Source organism: Pseudoalteromonas luteoviolacea, assembly GCF_018100925.1.
Taxonomy (GTDB): domain Bacteria; phylum Pseudomonadota; class Gammaproteobacteria; order Enterobacterales; family Alteromonadaceae; genus Pseudoalteromonas; species Pseudoalteromonas obscura.
The window spans coordinates 338,708-356,142 of record NZ_JAGJEH010000001.1 but is presented as its reverse complement, the minus strand read 5'-3'; the positions used below and the strand labels follow the sequence as shown (position 1 = coordinate 356,142).

Below are 17,435 nucleotides of genomic sequence, written 5' to 3'. Positions count from 1 at the left end.
TTAATCCTCAACTTATACTGCTGACGAGCACGCTACTTGTTGAGCACGCTTTTTAAATAGAAATAAGGTAACTACAATAACCCCCATCGGGACCAGTGACATATAAAATGCGTGTTGGCCACTCATATACTCAAATACAAATCCTGTGATCAAAGATCCTGTTGTTCCACCTAAAGCAGAAAAGACAACAATAAGTCCTGTCATTGCCGCGTGGCGGTGCTTCTCCAAGCTACTTAACATAATCGAATTAATTACTGGATAAATTGGTGCCATAAGTAACCCAATCAATGGCATAAAATAGGCAGCCAATGGTGCATTGAATACGCTAGTTACCGCGTTTTGGGGTATATTTTTAGTCATCGGGAGAGTGAGTAAAACCAAAATAGCCATACCGAAAAGGCAGACATTTAAGAATATATACCAGTCGACTTTTTTGAGAATTTGCCCTGCTGCCAATCTGCCAAGCGCCAAGCTCGCTGCAAAAATACTGCTGAGCTGAACACTGACATCGACGGGTAAATTGAGCACCTGATTATTAAACGTCGGCAGCCACGTACCAACGCCTTGTTCAATGAGAACATATAAAAAAGCACTGATAATAAACACCAGCACTAATGGTTGATAGGTTAAGCGCAGCATAGCAATAAAATCGCCGCTGGCACTATTTGAGCTCGGCGTTGTTGACGTGCTTTTTTCGATTTTCGCAAACCAAACTAAAAACAGCGTAACTACGGAGAACCCAGCCAATAAATAATAGACGTTTAGCCAGTTATTTGACGAAATATCCTCACTCAAAAATGCAGCAAACACCCAGTAGCCACTCAATACCCCAACCATAAATATCCCTTCAATGGTGTTCAATAAACTAGAGTGAGATTTCGTTGAATCCGTAACTTGTCCTATGAGGGCATAAACTGAGACTTTAACAATTGCAAACGCACAACCAACCGCAGCAAAAAGTGCTTTGAGGGCCCAAAAATTGCCGACCAATGGAGTGACTAGGCACATAATAGTGACTAAGGAAAGGCCACCAAGTAAGGCAATTTTGTATCCTATTCTAGGAATGAAAGAGGCGACCAAGAAAGAAACTATAGCAATGGGTATATCTTTAAACCCCTCTAGACTTGCCGCTTGCGCTTTAGATACACCAAATGTATTGATCGCTTGCAAAATAACTGTACCAACACTATTGAGCAATATGGCAAATAAAAAGTAACAGGCCCCCATGGCCAAAATGGTTCGCATATTGTGCATTGAAAGACTCGTAAATACTGTAAGTGTAATTCAGTCTAGCGCTCCAAAGTTAATTTTGCAAACGTTTGCATTTAAGATTTTAATAACAGACATTAACACGGCTATAGCGACATCATTCAGAATTGGTAGCTGCTGCTACCTCCTCTATTAGCTCGATTGGCGCTCAATTAAGGCAATCTCTAGTTGGCTAGACGATACTTTTTGACCACTGAGTTGAGCCAAGAGCTTTTTCACCAGCAATTCTCCCGCCTGTCTAGTATCTTGCCTTATTGTAGTCAACGAAGGAAAGCTGATATCGGCCATTGCAATATCGTCGAATCCAACCACTTGAACATCGTTCGGAATACTGACATAACGTTCTTTTAACGCCTTCATTGCGCCGAGTGCGACCATATCACTACACGCAAAAATACCATCAAAATCGAGGCCATCATTACGTAACTTGTGATTGATCGCGTCGTAAGCAGCTTGGCTTGTAATATCAATTTTTAAAAGCTGTGTCGCAGTTACGCCTGCTCGCTCAGCGCCAGCACAAAACCCATCATAGCGCTCTGAGAGTTCAGCATGCGCAGGATCTCCCAAAAACATGGGGTTTTTAGACCCTTTAGCAATCAGGTGCTCTGCTGCGAGTTCACCACCTAAGAAATTATCACTTCCAACCACGACGTAATCGGCATCGGTCTTTGGATCGCCCCAAACTACAAGAGGCATGCCAGCTTTTGCGGCTTTATCTATCAGCGCTTGTTGCTTACCTTGACCCACTACAATCACACCATCAGCTCGGCGACCATCGATAAAGTATCCATACCAATCAGTTCCAGCCATAAAAGAGTTGGATAGCAGTAACTCATAACCTTGCCGATTCACAGCAAGGTTAATATCACTGACAACTTTCAGTAAAAATGGATCATCAATAGACTGCTCTGTTTCTGAGTCAAGATTAATGAGCACCGCTATTACTTTGGTTTTCTGTAAACGCAAACGGCTCGCGGCAGCATTGAGGCTAAAGTTATGTTCTTTAGCTAACTTTTGAACTCGCTCTCGAGTTTCTTTCTTTATCAATGGGTTATCATTCAAAGCTCGAGAAGCTGTCGATGTTGATACGCCCGCCAATTTGGCTAAATCTGCCAATTTCAATTTTTTATGTGGCATTACTCATTCACTGCGTCAGAAAACATCTATGATGTTTGGGCATCACTCAAAGGGTTACAATCCCCCTAAATTTGAGCCACTAGATTAAACTACTCAAGATAATTCATCCACACTGAATTACCCTCTATACCTTTGTAATGCCAATTAAGCGCTACTTTATTAACTCTTTGTTTTTATTATTCCCATACCACAGGCTAAGTTATCAAAAAGCATGCACTTGCCGTAATAGGTAAATCCAAAGTAAAAAAATATCGCAAACGCCTATTGCAAACGTTTGCATAAAGTTCTATTTTAAAATAACGCCCAGTGCAATCCAACTAAAATTATGCAGAGTTAGCAAATTAAAATAACTCAGAGTTGAGGCGATAAGCGATGCCGACGTGCAAGTCGGTCATTATGACAACACATATGACACAACCAAGGGAGCAGCTCCTGTGAACTTAGGCAAGAAGTATTCTGCACTTGCAGCAGCGGTTATGGCCGCGATAACTTATTCTAACGTGGCCAATGCTGAGCAAAAAAATAACGCCAAAGAAAAACTAGAAACCATTGTAATTTCTGGTACTCCAGGCGGTATGGGGATCCGAAAAGTGGATGCCGCCTATGCCGTTACAAATGTTGACGAATCCTTAATTGAACGACTCGCACCTAAAAGCACAGCCGACTTATTCAAGGCCATTCCTGGAGTTTGGGTAGAAAGCTCAGGGGGCGAATCTGGCGCCAATATCAATGTTAGAGGGTTTACATCAAGTGGCGACGCACCATTTTTAACCGTCAGCCTAGATGGTTCACCAGTCTACCCTGCTCCTACACTCTCATTTTTAGAAAACTCGTCAATTTTTCGCCTTGACGAAACCATCTCAATGATGGAAGGCCTTAGAGGCGGCCCTAACCCAGTGTTGTCTAATGGCCAGCCTGGGCTGACAACCAACTTTAGATTAAAAAGAGGCCAAGAAGACACTGAAGGCACATTTAAATATACGACTTCAGACTACGGCCTGCAGCGTGTAGATGGCGTCTTAAGCGGTGAGCTCAGTGAAGACCTCTATTACATGGTGGGTGGGTATATTAAACGTTCATCAGGGATCCGAGATGCTGGTTTTACATCTGAAAAAGGTCATCAATTTACGATTAAGTTGACCAAAGAACTGGAAAATGGCGAAATCAATGTTTATTCACGCCAAACAGATGACACTGGCGCTTGGTATTTACCTACACCACTCAATGAGACCGGTGTAGATGCTGAGTTTACGCAACTAGGTACTTTAAACCGCCAAGCAACCATACATGCAGGTAACGGTAAAGTTGATATTGACCTAGCAGAAGGGCGCGGCTGGGATGGCCATGTCTCAGGGGGAAGTATCTCATTAGAACTGGCTAATGGATGGCACTTTATCGATCGTTTTAGCTTAACTCAGGGTAACGCAAACACATATGGCTTGGTACCTGCTGGCAATGCCGTTAATTTGTCAGAAGTAGCGGACAATGGCATTAGTGCAACAGGTGCTGTTACTGGAAAAGAGTATGATGCCGATACACGTGTACAGGATTATGGCCGTTGGGTTGTACACAAAGATATTGAAGCATTTACGAATGATCTCGCTGTCAGTAAAGACTTTGGCACTATCAACAGCGCATTTGGTGTTTATACAGCAACGACATCTGCTAAAGATTGGTGGAGCTTAGGGAATACCGCATATCACGTTTTAGCTCAAGGCGGTGAAATGCTGACCGGTATCGCATGTAATGATTCAATTGAGGGCTGCGGCTTTAACTATGATATTAATAGCAACGGTGACGCCACAACACTTGCGTTTTACACCACTCACAGTTACCAAGCAACTGACAGCCTGACGTTAGATTTAGGCCTTCGTAGTGAACGTCATGAAGTTGACTACTCAGTCGATGAGGGACTCGATGGTATCATCACTAAATCCGTCGATTTTAGCGCTCGTAAAACTTCTTGGACCCTAGGTGCGGATTATAAACTAGATCAACAAAGCGGCGTATTTGTGCGCTTTAACAAAGGCTTTAAAATGCCTTACTTTGACGATTTTAGAGATAACTTTGATGCATATTCGGCGGGAGATCAGTTAATCAAGGAAGTGGCTCAAAGCGAAGTTGGTTACAAGTTCATGGGAGAAAACATGGACTTTTTCGCAACCATTTTTGCCAACGAAGTAAAAGGTGAATCATTCTCTGTTCGCCCTGATTTACCTGCTCAGCGTTTCACAACCGAAGCACAGGGTATTGAGGTTGATTTCAACTACAACCACGATTCAGGTTTTAGTGTGAACCTCAACGGTACATTACAAAACAGTGAAGTGGCTCAAAGCCCTGATGCCAGCTTAACTGGTAATAAATCACAACGTATCCCAGACTGGCAGCTACGTATCACACCAAGCTATGAATTTGAGTTAGGTGATATGTTCGCAACAGTCTATGGTACTTTCTCTGCGGTAGATTCTCGTTTCAGCGACATTCAAAACACCCCGAGTGCGGTGCTTGATGGCTACGAAAAAGTTGATATTGGCCTCACTTTGGAGCCTTCTGAGCAAGTACAATTGCAAATTGCCATTGACAATCTAACAGATGAGCAAGGTTTAACAGAAGGCGACCCACGTAACCCAGCAGCAGCCAACGGACGCTATATCTTGCCTCGAAGCGTTAAATTTAGCGTGGCATACAGCTTCTAATCCCAAATTTAGCCCACACATTTTGGGCACCATGAAAACTAACGACCAAAGCCCAACGAGGATCACCTTATATGTTGGGCTTTTTTCTGTGTCCTTCTACACTTTAAAAGGACTTCATCATCTTTTTTACATAATCTCGCTTTTTAAAATGTAACAAAGCTGGTGAGTCGTTTCGAATGATACTCTTTGCAAATATTAATGACTTTTCACTTGTTAGCGATAATACAAAGTTGCTGAATACGTAAGCTGCGCAGGTGCTGGAGTGAAATAATGAACATTGAAGAAATTCAAAAAGGCGAATGGCTTGAATACCAAGACCATCCAGTTGAGGTTTTAATCGTAGATAGACGCAATCAAGTTGTCACAGTTTGGGACGAAAAAAGTCAACGGAAGATAGATTTACATGCAGACTTACTTAAAGCAGATCCACAATGTCACTGTGACTCATTTCTCTATTACTAGCTAGCGCCCAAAGCAACTTCATGCTTTGGGCTTATTCACTCTTACGGCTTGATTATCTGCCACTGCGCATTTTTGTTATGTGCTTCGCCTTTTCGAGATAAATGCACTTGTCCCGTGCTAACATCGGCCCAAACATATTGTTGCCAATAGCTGTTTTTGAGATTGAAATTTGTGCCGTATGGCTCGATGTTAAATGACGCTTTGTCTGGCGTTGTCCACAACATAGCGTCTCCAGTAAAGTTGTTTTTATAGCTTAAGAACAGCTCCGCGTTATTTCTGGTTCTAAAATAAACCTCTTCGCCACCGCCATTGATTAATAAAAACTCAACAGCTTTGACGCCATTGGCATTTAACAATGCATTTTTTTCTTCGCCAGATTGAGCGCCTAGCGCCTTACCAGTCGCCACATTATGAATATGAACAGCCTCTCCTGTGTCCGCATCAAGTTGCTGCGGCTGCCACTGTTCTGGTGGTGTTTTCCATGTTAATGACTTCCACTTCCAGTTGTATGGCATATTGATAAGGGGATCATTTACATCGCTATACCCTGTTTCTGCTTCGATATTGTACAAACAATGCCGGCGCTCTTCTTCTAATTGTGCAACTCGCTCAAGCTGATCGGTTGTACCGACATTTAACTCAGCCATGCATTGCAATAATGATTTTCCTTTTCCACGCTCCCCTGGGGCCAATACATAGGTATGATCACGTTTTTCTTCGTCGTTGTACCAGCTCAGCATAGCTTGCTCATCAAAAGACAACCAATTATCAACCAATTGCCTTGCCTCCTGCTCCGCTTTCAATTTACGCTCCTCTACAGGCAAAGCCATGGTGCGAATAAAAGCAGCCCACAGATCTTTACTGGCTTCGAGAGAAACTAATGCAACAGGTTTTATATTGCTCGGTTTGTAGGCTTGCCAGCCACTTTGTCCCCGAGACTCGGGCTTCCAAATTACATCTCCACTTTGGAAGTTAATGGCTTCTTTTGTATCGTGCGTATGTTGCTCTGCACCTTCTGAACATAAATACGCTTTTACCTGCCAGATTTTTTCGTAGTTGTCGGCAGCTAGGCGCACAGTATGTTCTGGGCTGAATGAATCTTGAAATAAGTGAACTGCCCTACCAAATAAAAAATAGTTGTGATCGACCTCAACCGCTTTGGCATACCCTCCCCCATCCCAAACTTTGATCTTTTTTGACTCTGCAATGGCAGCGTTTACAAAGTGAGAAATGAAGCGCTGTTGTGCGCGTTTTGCAGCATTCACACCTCCTATTCCACCAATATCATCATAGCGACGCATAAAGTGATCTTGCTGCAAGTCTGCTGGCTCCTGCGCCACAGCATTGAAACAGTTAGGACCTGTCGGATCGGTACTCGCCGAAGTGACATTGAACCCGGCAATATCCACCCACCTTTCACCAATAATGGCTGCAAAGACTGCGTCATATTCTGACCAATAGGTCCCATCTTCGTTTGCTTTTGATAAGATCCTTTCCACTTCGTGTTGAGCTACATTGAGTTCTGTGGACTTCGCTAGGCCGTTTTGCCAAGTAAGTCTTGGATCTTGTGGATCACTGACCCGAGTATCTTGCCCCATTAGCTCAAGCGCTGCCGTTCGTGTAAGCCACTCATGACCAATTGGCATTACACCAGCCCCGCCTAATTGCGTAAATGCCATTGCAGATGAACTTGTAACCACTGCAGCTACAACACATGAAAGATATTTTAATTTCATAATTACTCCTTTTAAAACGAGTAAATTTTTACACAAAATTAAAATAAAAGCTCTAGTTTATGAATTTTTTATTACTTTAAGTAAAAATAATAACATAAAGCATTCCCTCGAATTACCAAGTTGGAACTCTTTAATCAGTTATTTACTGAGGCGGTTACGGCGCTTTTTGCGTGCAAAATTGCGGTGTCATAAAGTGCAACCGATGTATCATCTTCATTTACCAACAAGGCAATTTCAGTACAGCCCAAAATTATCGCTTCGGCACCTTTTGCTTGCAACTGCTCGATAATGTTTAAGTAGGCTTGCTTTGACTCCCTTTTTATTTGACCTAAACACAATTCATTATAAATAATGTCGTGGACCACTTTCTGAGCATTTTCATCGGGTACAATTACGTCAATATCAAATTTATTTTTAAGCCTATCTTTATAAAATGACTCTGCCATAGTGAATTGAGTACCCAGCAAGCCAACTTTCTTTTTTCCATCTTTAACGATTTGCTCACCAGTCGGGTCGGCAATATGGATTAAAGGCACGCTTACCGCAGCTTGCACTTCATCAAACACTAAATGCATGGTGTTGGTGCAAATCAGAATAAAATCAGCACCAGCTCGTTCAATATCTTTGAGATCTTGGCCGAGCATTTGAGCCATAGTCTCCCATTGTTGCGCCTTTTGAAGTTGGGCAATAGGAGCAAAATCTATACTTTTCATCATGATTTTTGCTGAGTGCAACCCACCCAAACAACCCTTAACCCCCTGATTAATATGCTTATAATAATTTGCAGTAGACTCCCAACTCATTCCACCAAGTAGACCTATCGTTTTCATATTTAATTCCTTAGTACGACACTATTAACACTGTTCTGATAACCGAAAAAAGTAGTAATACCATAATAAATATTGGGATGATATGCGATTATTTTAACTAGATATTAGACAAGCAAAAACTGTCGATTCACTAATGCACCGCTGGATTAAAACCAAATCACTACAATCATAATTTATACACGTCACGGTATAGTAATACGCATCAATACATCTTGATTTAAACTTTCTACACTACACATGAATGAACTATATTAAGCGGTATGATGGCTAAGCACCCAATGTTCCGAAGATGAGAAACAAAAGTAAATGGCTATGTATAACTAAAAATACGATATTCCAAAGCCTATTACTTTATAGCTCCATCAGATTTATCAGCGTAAAGAACCCAAACTTTGTACTATTGGTACTAGGGCTCAAGTATTTTCATGACTCAAGCCAAATCATAATCTGTTTTCTTCAAATGCGACTTTAAAAGTGATAACGGTAAACTAAGCCTAAGCGGTCGATACCTTGTCCATTATGGTATTTCCATGTCAAACTCGATACGCCCAGATGCGCCGTTAAACCCAGCTCAGCCCAAGCTCCATCATCATTTTTAGCCTGCTCTGGGTCAAAATATTCATAACCAAGCCTAGCAAATGCAGAAAAGTATTGATTGAAACTATGTTCATACTCGGTGTAGAACCGATAAAACTCACCATCTCTTGTTCGGTCTTCAAGGGTGAAGCTCATTTCTCCCAAGGCGCCACCAACAGAAAATCGCCCGTTTTGTGTTTCATAGGCAATATAACCGAGCTCCAACATGTTTTCGTCCAAATCCACATCTAGTTGATAATTGGGTCGCTCTATAGTATCTCCTTGTCTTTTGGCATTAAATCCAGCATAAAGCCCATTTTCAAACTCGTACCCAAAGCCAAACTGAATACCACTTGGCTGCGGGCTATTTCTATTTCCCATATCACTTTGTGAATAGCCAAACTCAAAATATGTTTTATTTAAATCTGTCGCTTGCACATTAAAGCCAATCGCCGTTAATACGATAAAAAGCATTTTGTTTTTCATTTCTTAAACCTTTAATTTAACTGATGAAAAAATGGTACATGAGTCAAAAAAAGAGGTCTGTATCAAAGTGTCTCAATATGCAGCAATCTTTATCTAGTGGTAGCAAATACTAGTTACTTTTATTGTATTTCTGGTTTGATTGGCGAGGTAACTTAATTTTTAAAGTAAAAAGGGAGTAGCAGAAAAAACGCAGGTCCAAAGGTTGACCTGCGAGTTGATTAGGTCTTAAAAGGAGTATCGATATGCAAATGCTAATTGTTCCGCCACTTCCCCTCTAGAAATCCGCCACGAAAAGCTAGATGATCCCAAATGCAAACGAATACCGGCTTGCGCCCAAAAGCCATCCTCTTTCGTTGAGTTATCTCCGTCGATAGACTCGTATCCGGCCTTCGCAAAAGCAGAAAAGTATTTATTAAAGCCATGGTCATACTCAGTGTACAATCGATATATATTTGCATCACTATTATTATCTTTAACAGCGATTTCCATTTCACCGATATAAGCACCTATAGAAAGCCGCCCCTTTTCAGTTTGATTTAGGACATACCCTAATTCAAAGAGGTTTTCATCATAATCAACATCTTGATCAATTAAATATATTATGAATGTATCCCTATGTCGTTTAATATGTAAACCACTATAAAAGCCATTTTCAAACTCATAACTTAAGCTCATTTGATGGCCAATCAAATCCAAATCTGTTTTGTTGTCAAAGTAAGTATTATCTGTGAATTCTGTTGTTGAATACCCAATCTCTAAGTAAGATTTACTTAAATTAGCAGCTTGCGCTTGCGTTGCACATAAAGCCAATGCGGCCGTTAATAGTTGTTTTTTCATCAAAAGTACCTCCAAGAATGTCATGCAGATAATACTAGTGACAGGGTTAAGCTAAATCCGTATGAATGTGTTCAATGACATAGTAAATATCAGTCAAATATGAGTAAAATCCGGACCACATGTTTACATCCATTTACAGTAATAAGTGAAAATAACACGCAAGACTTTGAGTGAAAAAAAATAATAACTTTAAGTATCAAGGAAATATGATTTTTCTGTGTCAGAAAGTTGTGTACCTTGTAACATGAACAAAGCACGCAAAAGAGTGATGTACGACTGGTTATGTCTGTTTCACCGAGCAAGGAAGTCAGCCCTTAAAGCACACTTAGGCCGCAATAAATGTTATTTGATTGTACTCGCCTAAACAAATGTACATTTGCATACATCAGCATGGTTTAAACCGAAAAGTTGCATTTTAATGTCGCGTGAAACAACAGAGTGCTTCAGGGACTGTTCAATCAAAATATACACGCCTTAAGGCCTTGCATTTACGTCATTTGTACTATGCTTAAACAAAGTATTTTTAAAGGAAGTGAACATAGCCATGAGCAGTCAGTCCATGACACGACGGTTTGTTCTCCCGCTCGGGTTAATGATGGTCGCTGTCGCCATCCTAGTCGCAACTACACTCCCCGCTATTATAAAATCAACCATGTTACAGATCACCTCGGACGACGCAATTGTAACTGTTAATCAGTTTAAAACTCTAAGAGGTTATTACACCAAAAATGTGATCTCAAAAGCAAAAGCATTTGGTATGTCACCACATTTTGAACACCGCAATGACAATAATGCGATTCCGCTGCCTGCAACGCTCATCCATGAGTTGAGTGAGCTCCTATCTCGGTCAGGCACCAAAATACAGCTTTATAGTGAATACCCATTTCCAAATCGTAAACACAGGCAACTTGACGAGTTTCAAAAAGAGGCATGGAACTACCTTACCTCCAACCCTAAAGAAGTTTATTCAAAAATAATTGAGTCAAATAACAATCAATACTTACGGATTGCTGTGGCGGACACCATGCAAGCACAAGCCTGCGTAAATTGCCACAATACGCACCCTTTGACACCAAAAGTTGGCTGGAAACAAGGAGATGTGAGAGGCGTCCTCGAAGTAACCAAACCATTGGAAAATGTAACTGCTCTAACTTCGAATATTCGAAATTATATTTTGTTGGGTTCCCTTTTGGTTTTAATACTGCTCATCGTCACTTTGGTTATGATGTTTGAGCGATTTGTACTGCGTCGAACCAAAAAGCTAGAAGATTCACTTGCCAACTTGGCATCTGGTCAAAGTGATTTAACCAAATTTATAGAAGTTGATGATGACGATGAGATCGGCAGTGTTGCCATTCAATTTAATCACTTTCAAGGGAAGTTTAAGTCCTTGATTGAGTCTATCGTGCAAACAGCAAATCACCTTGAAGTGTCTGTCAATAATGTTAGAAACGCGACAAGCAATATACATTCAAAAATACAAGAGCAGGAGCTACAAACGCAGTCGATTGCTTCGGCCATAAATCAAGTTACTGTCAGTATCAAAGACATTTCTAGCAATGCAGATCATGCTGCACAAAGTACCAATGAAACGGATAAAAATTTGGTATCTGCCAGTGAGCAAATGCGGCACTCAGTAGAAAACATTGACTCTTTATCAAGTGAGATGTCAGAACTAGTCAGTGTTATTACAAGCCTAAGTTCAGAGAGTAAGGAAATAGGGGTCGTATTAGATGTGATTAAATCAATCGCCGAACAAACTAATCTTTTGGCGTTAAATGCAGCAATTGAGGCTGCAAGGGCCGGCGAACAAGGCAGAGGCTTTGCTGTTGTAGCTGACGAAGTAAGGGCTTTGGCTCACAGAACTCAACAGTCCATAGACCAAATTCAAGGGACAGTTAATGCGCTACAACGTATCGGTAGTGAAGCAGTCGAAAAAGTCGAAAATGGCAATAAGTTGACCGATGAAACCCGAGATGAAGTCAGAGATGTATCAGAGCAATTAAACAAGGCTATGGAACTGGAGCACGATGCAAACGCAGCGGTAGATAATATTGCTCAAGCTATGGTCCAGCAGTCTGACGCTTCGTTAGAGATGGACTCAAATATCATACGACTTCGAGACTTGGCAGGCGACTCAATTGCGGAATTGGACAAAGTCATACGCATGTTAGAAACAGTAAACAAAGATAGCCATCAACTCACCGAAGAGCTTGGCAGGTTTAAACTGTAATGTGAGTTGCTCAAGCTTGGAATAAAAGGAAATAAACTAACACACAGCTTGGTTTATAGAAAATGGGCCTTGTATTAGATACACGGCCCTCAATTATCCTAGGCAATGCCTTTTCAATCAAAAAATAATGGCTTTTCAATTAAGCTAAATTTGCTTTTGCAACATCAATAAAATTGTCAATATCACTTTTATCAATACCTGAATGCGTCACTAACCGCATTCCCTGATATCCTGGCGTCATATTTATGCCTTTGTCATACATAGCTTTGGTAAATGCTTGTATATCAATGCTGCTATCAACATTCAAAAACACCAAGTTGGTTTGCACTTCATATGGCGTGCTATCAAACCCTGGTAGTTCATTAATCCTGCTGGCCAAATAGCGAGCATGCTCATGGTCTTGCTCCAACCGTTCAACATTATTCTTAAGTGCGTACAAACCACCTGCGGCGAGAATACCCGCTTGACGCATGCCGCCACCAAGCATTTTCCTGAGCCGCCTCGCCTTTTCGATGAATTCGAAGCTGCCCATTAGTAACGAGCCAACAGGCGCTCCCAAACCTTTAGACAAGCACACAGTCATTGAGTCAAAGTGTTGGCTGATCTCTTTGATATCAACACCCAAAGCAACAGCAGCATTGTACACACGCGCCCCGTCTAAATGATGCTGAAGTCCATACTTTTTAGTCAAAGAACGAGCTTCACTTAAGTATGCTAAACTCAACACCTTACCGCCAATGGTGTTTTCCAAACTCAACATTTTAGTTCTCGCAAAGTGGAAATCGTTTGGTTTAATCGCCGCGACAATCTTCTCTAAACAGATTTCTCCATTGGGCAGATTTTCCAAGGGTTGAGGTTGCACAGAACCCAGAACTGCGGCCCCACCCGCTTCGTATTTATAATTATGTGCACCTTGGCCACAAATATACTCATCACCTCGTTCACAATGCGCGAGAATTGCCAATAAATTGGCCTGTGTACCTGAAGTTACGAATATAGATGCATCAAAGCCATGTTTCACTGAGCTATAGTGCTCAAGCTCATTTACGGTAGGGTCATCTCCGTATACATCATCACCAACCATAGCATTACTCATTAACCGCCTCATATTTTTGCAAGGCTGGGTGACCGTATCCGAGCGAAAGTCTATCATGGGAGTTCCTCATTGCGATTGAATAAAAATATAATATGGACAAAGCCCCATGTTTTCAATTCACCAGAAAATTACCTGCATACGAATTTGGTGTATCCCTGTAGAATATAAACAAGCGCCAGCCTTCGGATTAGCGGCGACACAACCGTTTTCTGTGACTGTTTGATACTCTGATTGACACAAAAAATCCAACTTGCCATCTACTATTGTTCAACCCGGTATTGCATAAAATGGACAAAGTTGAGCTTTACGAGCAAGTATCATTAAAAAAGAAATAAATAAAACACCACGAAAAATAGGCATATATCAATGTTGGGGGCATACACACTCGCCCACAGGTTAAACCGCTGCATACATCCTCAAAAAGAGCAATATTTCAGCTGATGAGCGGTCATAATGTTTGTTAGCGAGCAAGTTCTGGTGACAAATATCTAGATAAGAAGTTCATTAAACTCTCCATCTGGATTGGCTTGGTAATGTAGTCATTCATCCCTGCGTCAATGCAAGCCTCTCTGTCCCCTTTCATGGCATTTGCTGTAAGTGCCAATATTGGAATGTCTAAAAAGGCCTCACCCGCTTCCCCATTTCGGATCCGGCGCGTTGCTTCAAACCCATCCATAAACGGCATCTGACAATCCATTAAGACCAACTGGTAGTCATGTTCCTGTTCTTGGAGTTTATCAATTGCTTCTTGTCCATGGCTCGCCAGCTCTACAATCAAACCGATAGAATCTAGCATTTTTTTTGCTACGAGTTGGTTAACGGGGTTATCTTCGACCAATAAAACGGTTTGATGAGAAAATGAACGTTCAAGAGGAGAATCATTATCTGTAGTTGTGATTTCAGTTGAGTTCATAGATGCAAGTGTACTCTCAAGCTCTTTTTGGGTAAACGGCTTGTTTACACGACTTGAAAACCCGAGCTTTTTAAAATACCCACTACTGTGTGTATCACTGAGTAAAGTTAAAACAATTGCCGTAGTTGTGGAGCTAACTTTCCACTTTTTTAACCAATTGTCGGTCTTTTTTCCTGCCACATACCGACTCAAAAGGAGCAACTCGGTGTCTTCTCGTAAGCTTGACTGTGCATCCTTGAAATTAGTCTCCACAACCACTTCATGCGCAAACGGACAAAACATCTTTTTGAGTAATTCAGCCGAGGCTTCTGAACTGTCGACAATCAACACCGACTGTATTCGAGCTTCGGGAACTAGATCTAACTTTTTCACCGGTTCCAGTATAATTTCAAAGCTAAACACACTGCCGACACCCACTTCGCTTTGCAACGACGTGTTGCCCCCCATCAACTGACATAAAGTTTTTACAATTGCAAGACCTAGGCCCGTTCCGCCAAATCTTCTGGTGGTTGTAGAATCGACTTGAGAAAAGGACTGGAATAATTTTTCTTGTTTATCTAACTCTATACCTATCCCAGTATCTTTAACATGCCCGATCAACTTTACCTTATCGTTGTGTAACACAGTAACTAATGTCACTGTTACTTCTCCTTGGCTCGTAAACTTCAGCGCATTCCCCACCAAGTTTCCCAAGACTTGTTTAAAACGAATGGGGTCTCCTTTTACCCAGCGAGAAGTCACACCTAATGTATCAAGTACTAGTTCTAGTCCTTTGCCGTGAGCTGCGTGAGCATGCGCCTGCACAAGTGAAGCACTATGTTCAATGATATCAAACTCAACATGCTCAATTTCAAGCCGGCCTGCTTCTATTTTAGAAAAATCCAGAATATCATTAATTACAACCATCAAAGCATCTGCACTAGATTTTGCAGTCATTACATAATTGTGCTGAACCTCACTCAGCCCTTCTTTTTCCACCAGTTCCAACATTCCAATAACACCGTTCATGGGGGTGCGGATCTCATGGCTCATATTAGCCAAAAACTCAGATTTGTGCCTTGATGCTTCTTCTGCCCGCTTTTTCGCAATAGCTAGTTCATGGTTAGTGTTAAGTAGCGCTTGTTGGGCCCGCTTATTTGCAAAATTATGCAACTCCCCAACCATAATGGCAAAACCAAAATTAAACACTAACTGTGCAATCATGATGGTGATAAAAAACAGCTGAATATAGATACTCGTATCTGTCAAAATGCTAGTTGAACCTTCGCTAATTGGAGCACTTATCCGAAAAATACCAGCCGTGTTTAAGCACCCAAGCCCCAACACAACGAGTGCTCCGGAAACTTCAAACCTATTGCGACGATGTTCAACTAAAATGGCGACTATCCAGATTGAGGTACATAAAACTGTCAAAACAGACAACTTTAGCCGCAAACCGTATGAGTCATGCCAATAAGTAAAAATGCCCAAGCATATTAGAAACACGCCCAGATATACCCCAAATATTCGCCAAGGCGGGCGTCTTTGAACCGCATAATACAAGCCAACCAGCATCATGATTAAAGACAACTGACCACAAAAATTAGAAACAATGTGTTTAAAAAAATAGGGAAGTGAATTTTGAGCCGCGAAAAGGCAAAAGTTGGCAACCAGTAGCCACGGGCCGACAGCCCAAAACGCAGTAGCTTTAATGTCTCTATTAGCCATCCATAAAAAAGTAAGGGCAGTTGCTGACGCAACAATACCAACTGCACACATAAGCAATATTGTTTGCGTTGACAATGTCAGCATTAACATTGCCCCCCTATTTGTCGCATAAACAAGCCTTTTAGTTTCTACTACTAAAAAAGTAGGAGAGGGTTGCTTTAAAGTAAAGTGCGCAAGCCAGATGCTTCAACAAAACTCACCTCTTCCGGTACTGGACACAAACAAGTCGATAAACAACATATATACCAACAGCAAATACCGCGTTATCTAAAATAATTAAATGTTACAAAAGAGAATTTAAATTGTAATCTTGGCGTGTTAAATTGGGTTCGTTTTCAAATTAACCTCAGAAATACAGTTTATAAATTAGAGGTTGACTGAAAATATAAAAATGAAAATATAAAAAAGGAAATTTAAAATGAAGTATATAAAATTGGCCATCGTGGCTGCTGCAATGTCTGTTGGCGCTTCGGCTTATGCAGACTCAAGTTTAGGTGTTAATATTACCGAACAGCCGCGTCCTGGTGTACCACAAGCCAGATGGACATATGTCAACATCACTGACAGCTATGGCCAAAATCAAAATGCTAAGTTCAATTATAGCATTTCTAACTATACAATTAACTTTGATTGGACAACCAATGAGGGCGCCACAGGCGGTTGTATGATCTATTATGATGTAAATAAAGATAGTTCAGGTGCTTGGGATGATCAGGTTGCTAAGCGTCGCTACGATACAACTAAGTTAATCCTGTCTAACTTAAAACCTGGCGATCAGCTATTCGTACAATCGGCATTTGGTAAAAACTCTTCGCCATGCGAAGTGACTGTTAAACATAGCATTGGCTTGAAATAACAGAACTTTTGAGGGGGCTTCCCCCTCAATTAGACTCATCACAACCACTAACCCGCTTTTTAAAGTGCAAAACTCTGCATTGCTGTCTATCTTTGTTTATATTGCAATAAAGTCGGTAATGCCATGGAATTGATTGAGCTTATTTATATTAGCACGGTGACCACCCCACTGTGTGATGAAGAATTAGAGTCCCTACGCAGGCAGTGCGCCGCAGCCAATCAACTTCGAGGTATATCGGGAATGCTACTTTACGATGGCCACCATTTTATGCAAGTTATTGAAGGAGAAAGACCTAAAGTAGAGCAACTGTTTGAGCATATCAAACAGGATAAAAGACATATTAATGTCGAAGCGCTGATTTGTAACCCAATTAAAAAGCGCAATTTTCGCAAATGGGCTATGGGACTAATCGATCTTGATAAAAACCCCTCATACCGAGAAGTCAAAAAGTCCAGGCCTCATAGACGCCTTCCCTTAAGCTATAAATTACTCAAATCTTTTCGCAACCACGAGTTTGAAATTGACGAACATATCGAACGCTCATTTGGTAATTAACATCTCTAAAATTGCATTTAAATCATGAATCTTGTTCAGCCTGTGA

The 17,435-nt window shown here is 41.2% G+C and carries 13 protein-coding genes; 5 read left to right on the top strand and 8 right to left on the bottom strand.

The genetic code is table 11. The annotated features are described in order from the left end of the window. Positions 1–12: 12 nt before the first annotated feature. Both J8M00_RS01325 and J8M00_RS01320 read right to left on the bottom strand, forming a co-directional pair. Positions 13–1,254 (bottom strand): MFS transporter, encoded by a 1,242-nt coding sequence (locus J8M00_RS01325; protein WP_211008576.1) that lies wholly within the window; start codon positions 1,252–1,254, stop codon positions 13–15. A 147-nt stretch (positions 1,255–1,401) separates the two neighbouring features. Continuing rightward, positions 1,402–2,406: a LacI family DNA-binding transcriptional regulator gene (locus J8M00_RS01320; RefSeq protein ID WP_211008575.1), complete on the bottom strand. Its 1,005-nt coding sequence runs from the start codon at positions 2,404–2,406 to the stop codon at positions 1,402–1,404. Positions 2,407–2,882: 476 nt separating this feature from the next. Between J8M00_RS01320 and J8M00_RS01315 the strand changes: the two genes are divergently transcribed. Beyond that, positions 2,883–5,102 (top strand): TonB-dependent receptor, encoded by a 2,220-nt coding sequence (locus J8M00_RS01315; RefSeq protein ID WP_211008868.1) that lies wholly within the window; start codon positions 2,883–2,885, stop codon positions 5,100–5,102. A 270-nt stretch (positions 5,103–5,372) separates the two neighbouring features. After that, entirely contained in the window at positions 5,373–5,564 is a 192-nt protein-coding gene (locus J8M00_RS01310; protein WP_023397928.1) for a hypothetical protein, read from the top strand. Between the two features lie 41 nt (positions 5,565–5,605). On the opposite strand, the gene J8M00_RS01305 is transcribed toward J8M00_RS01310, so the two are convergent. The 4 genes from J8M00_RS01305 to J8M00_RS01290 all read right to left on the bottom strand — a co-directional run bounded on the left by J8M00_RS01305 (position 5,606) and on the right by J8M00_RS01290 (position 10,029). Continuing rightward, positions 5,606–7,300, bottom strand: a complete 1,695-nt coding sequence (locus J8M00_RS01305; RefSeq protein ID WP_211008574.1) for a hemolysin D — start codon at positions 7,298–7,300, stop codon at positions 5,606–5,608. 134 nt (positions 7,301–7,434) lie between these two features. After that, on the bottom strand, positions 7,435–8,130 hold the full coding sequence (locus tag J8M00_RS01300) for an aspartate/glutamate racemase family protein (protein WP_211008573.1): 696 nt from the start codon (positions 8,128–8,130) through the stop codon (positions 7,435–7,437). A 468-nt stretch (positions 8,131–8,598) separates the two neighbouring features. Further along, a complete protein-coding gene (locus tag J8M00_RS01295) occupies positions 8,599–9,192 on the bottom strand; it encodes a hypothetical protein (protein ID WP_211008572.1) in 594 nt (197 codons plus the stop codon). A 225-nt stretch (positions 9,193–9,417) separates the two neighbouring features. Further along, positions 9,418–10,029: a hypothetical protein gene (locus J8M00_RS01290; protein WP_211008571.1), complete on the bottom strand. Its 612-nt coding sequence runs from the start codon at positions 10,027–10,029 to the stop codon at positions 9,418–9,420. Between the two features lie 559 nt (positions 10,030–10,588). On the opposite strand from J8M00_RS01290, the gene J8M00_RS01285 reads away from it, so the two are divergent. After that, a complete protein-coding gene (locus J8M00_RS01285) occupies positions 10,589–12,262 on the top strand; it encodes a methyl-accepting chemotaxis protein (protein ID WP_211008570.1) in 1,674 nt (557 codons plus the stop codon). Positions 12,263–12,401: 139 nt separating this feature from the next. Here J8M00_RS01285 and ltaE read toward each other — a convergent pair whose 3' ends face one another. Continuing rightward, a complete protein-coding gene (gene ltaE, locus J8M00_RS01280) occupies positions 12,402–13,415 on the bottom strand; it encodes a low-specificity L-threonine aldolase (protein WP_211008569.1) in 1,014 nt (337 codons plus the stop codon). A 403-nt stretch (positions 13,416–13,818) separates the two neighbouring features. Then, positions 13,819–16,068 (bottom strand): response regulator, encoded by a 2,250-nt coding sequence (locus tag J8M00_RS01275; protein ID WP_211008568.1) that lies wholly within the window; start codon positions 16,066–16,068, stop codon positions 13,819–13,821. A gap of 328 nt (positions 16,069–16,396) precedes the next feature. Here J8M00_RS01275 and J8M00_RS01270 point away from each other — a divergent pair, with 328 nt between their 5' ends. Beyond that, positions 16,397–16,834, top strand: coding sequence for a hypothetical protein (locus J8M00_RS01270; protein WP_247687175.1), 438 nt, complete (start codon positions 16,397–16,399; stop codon positions 16,832–16,834). A 123-nt stretch (positions 16,835–16,957) separates the two neighbouring features. Beyond that, entirely contained in the window at positions 16,958–17,389 is a 432-nt protein-coding gene (locus J8M00_RS01265; protein WP_211008567.1) for a BLUF domain-containing protein, read from the top strand. The last annotated feature ends 46 nt before the right edge of the window (positions 17,390–17,435 follow it).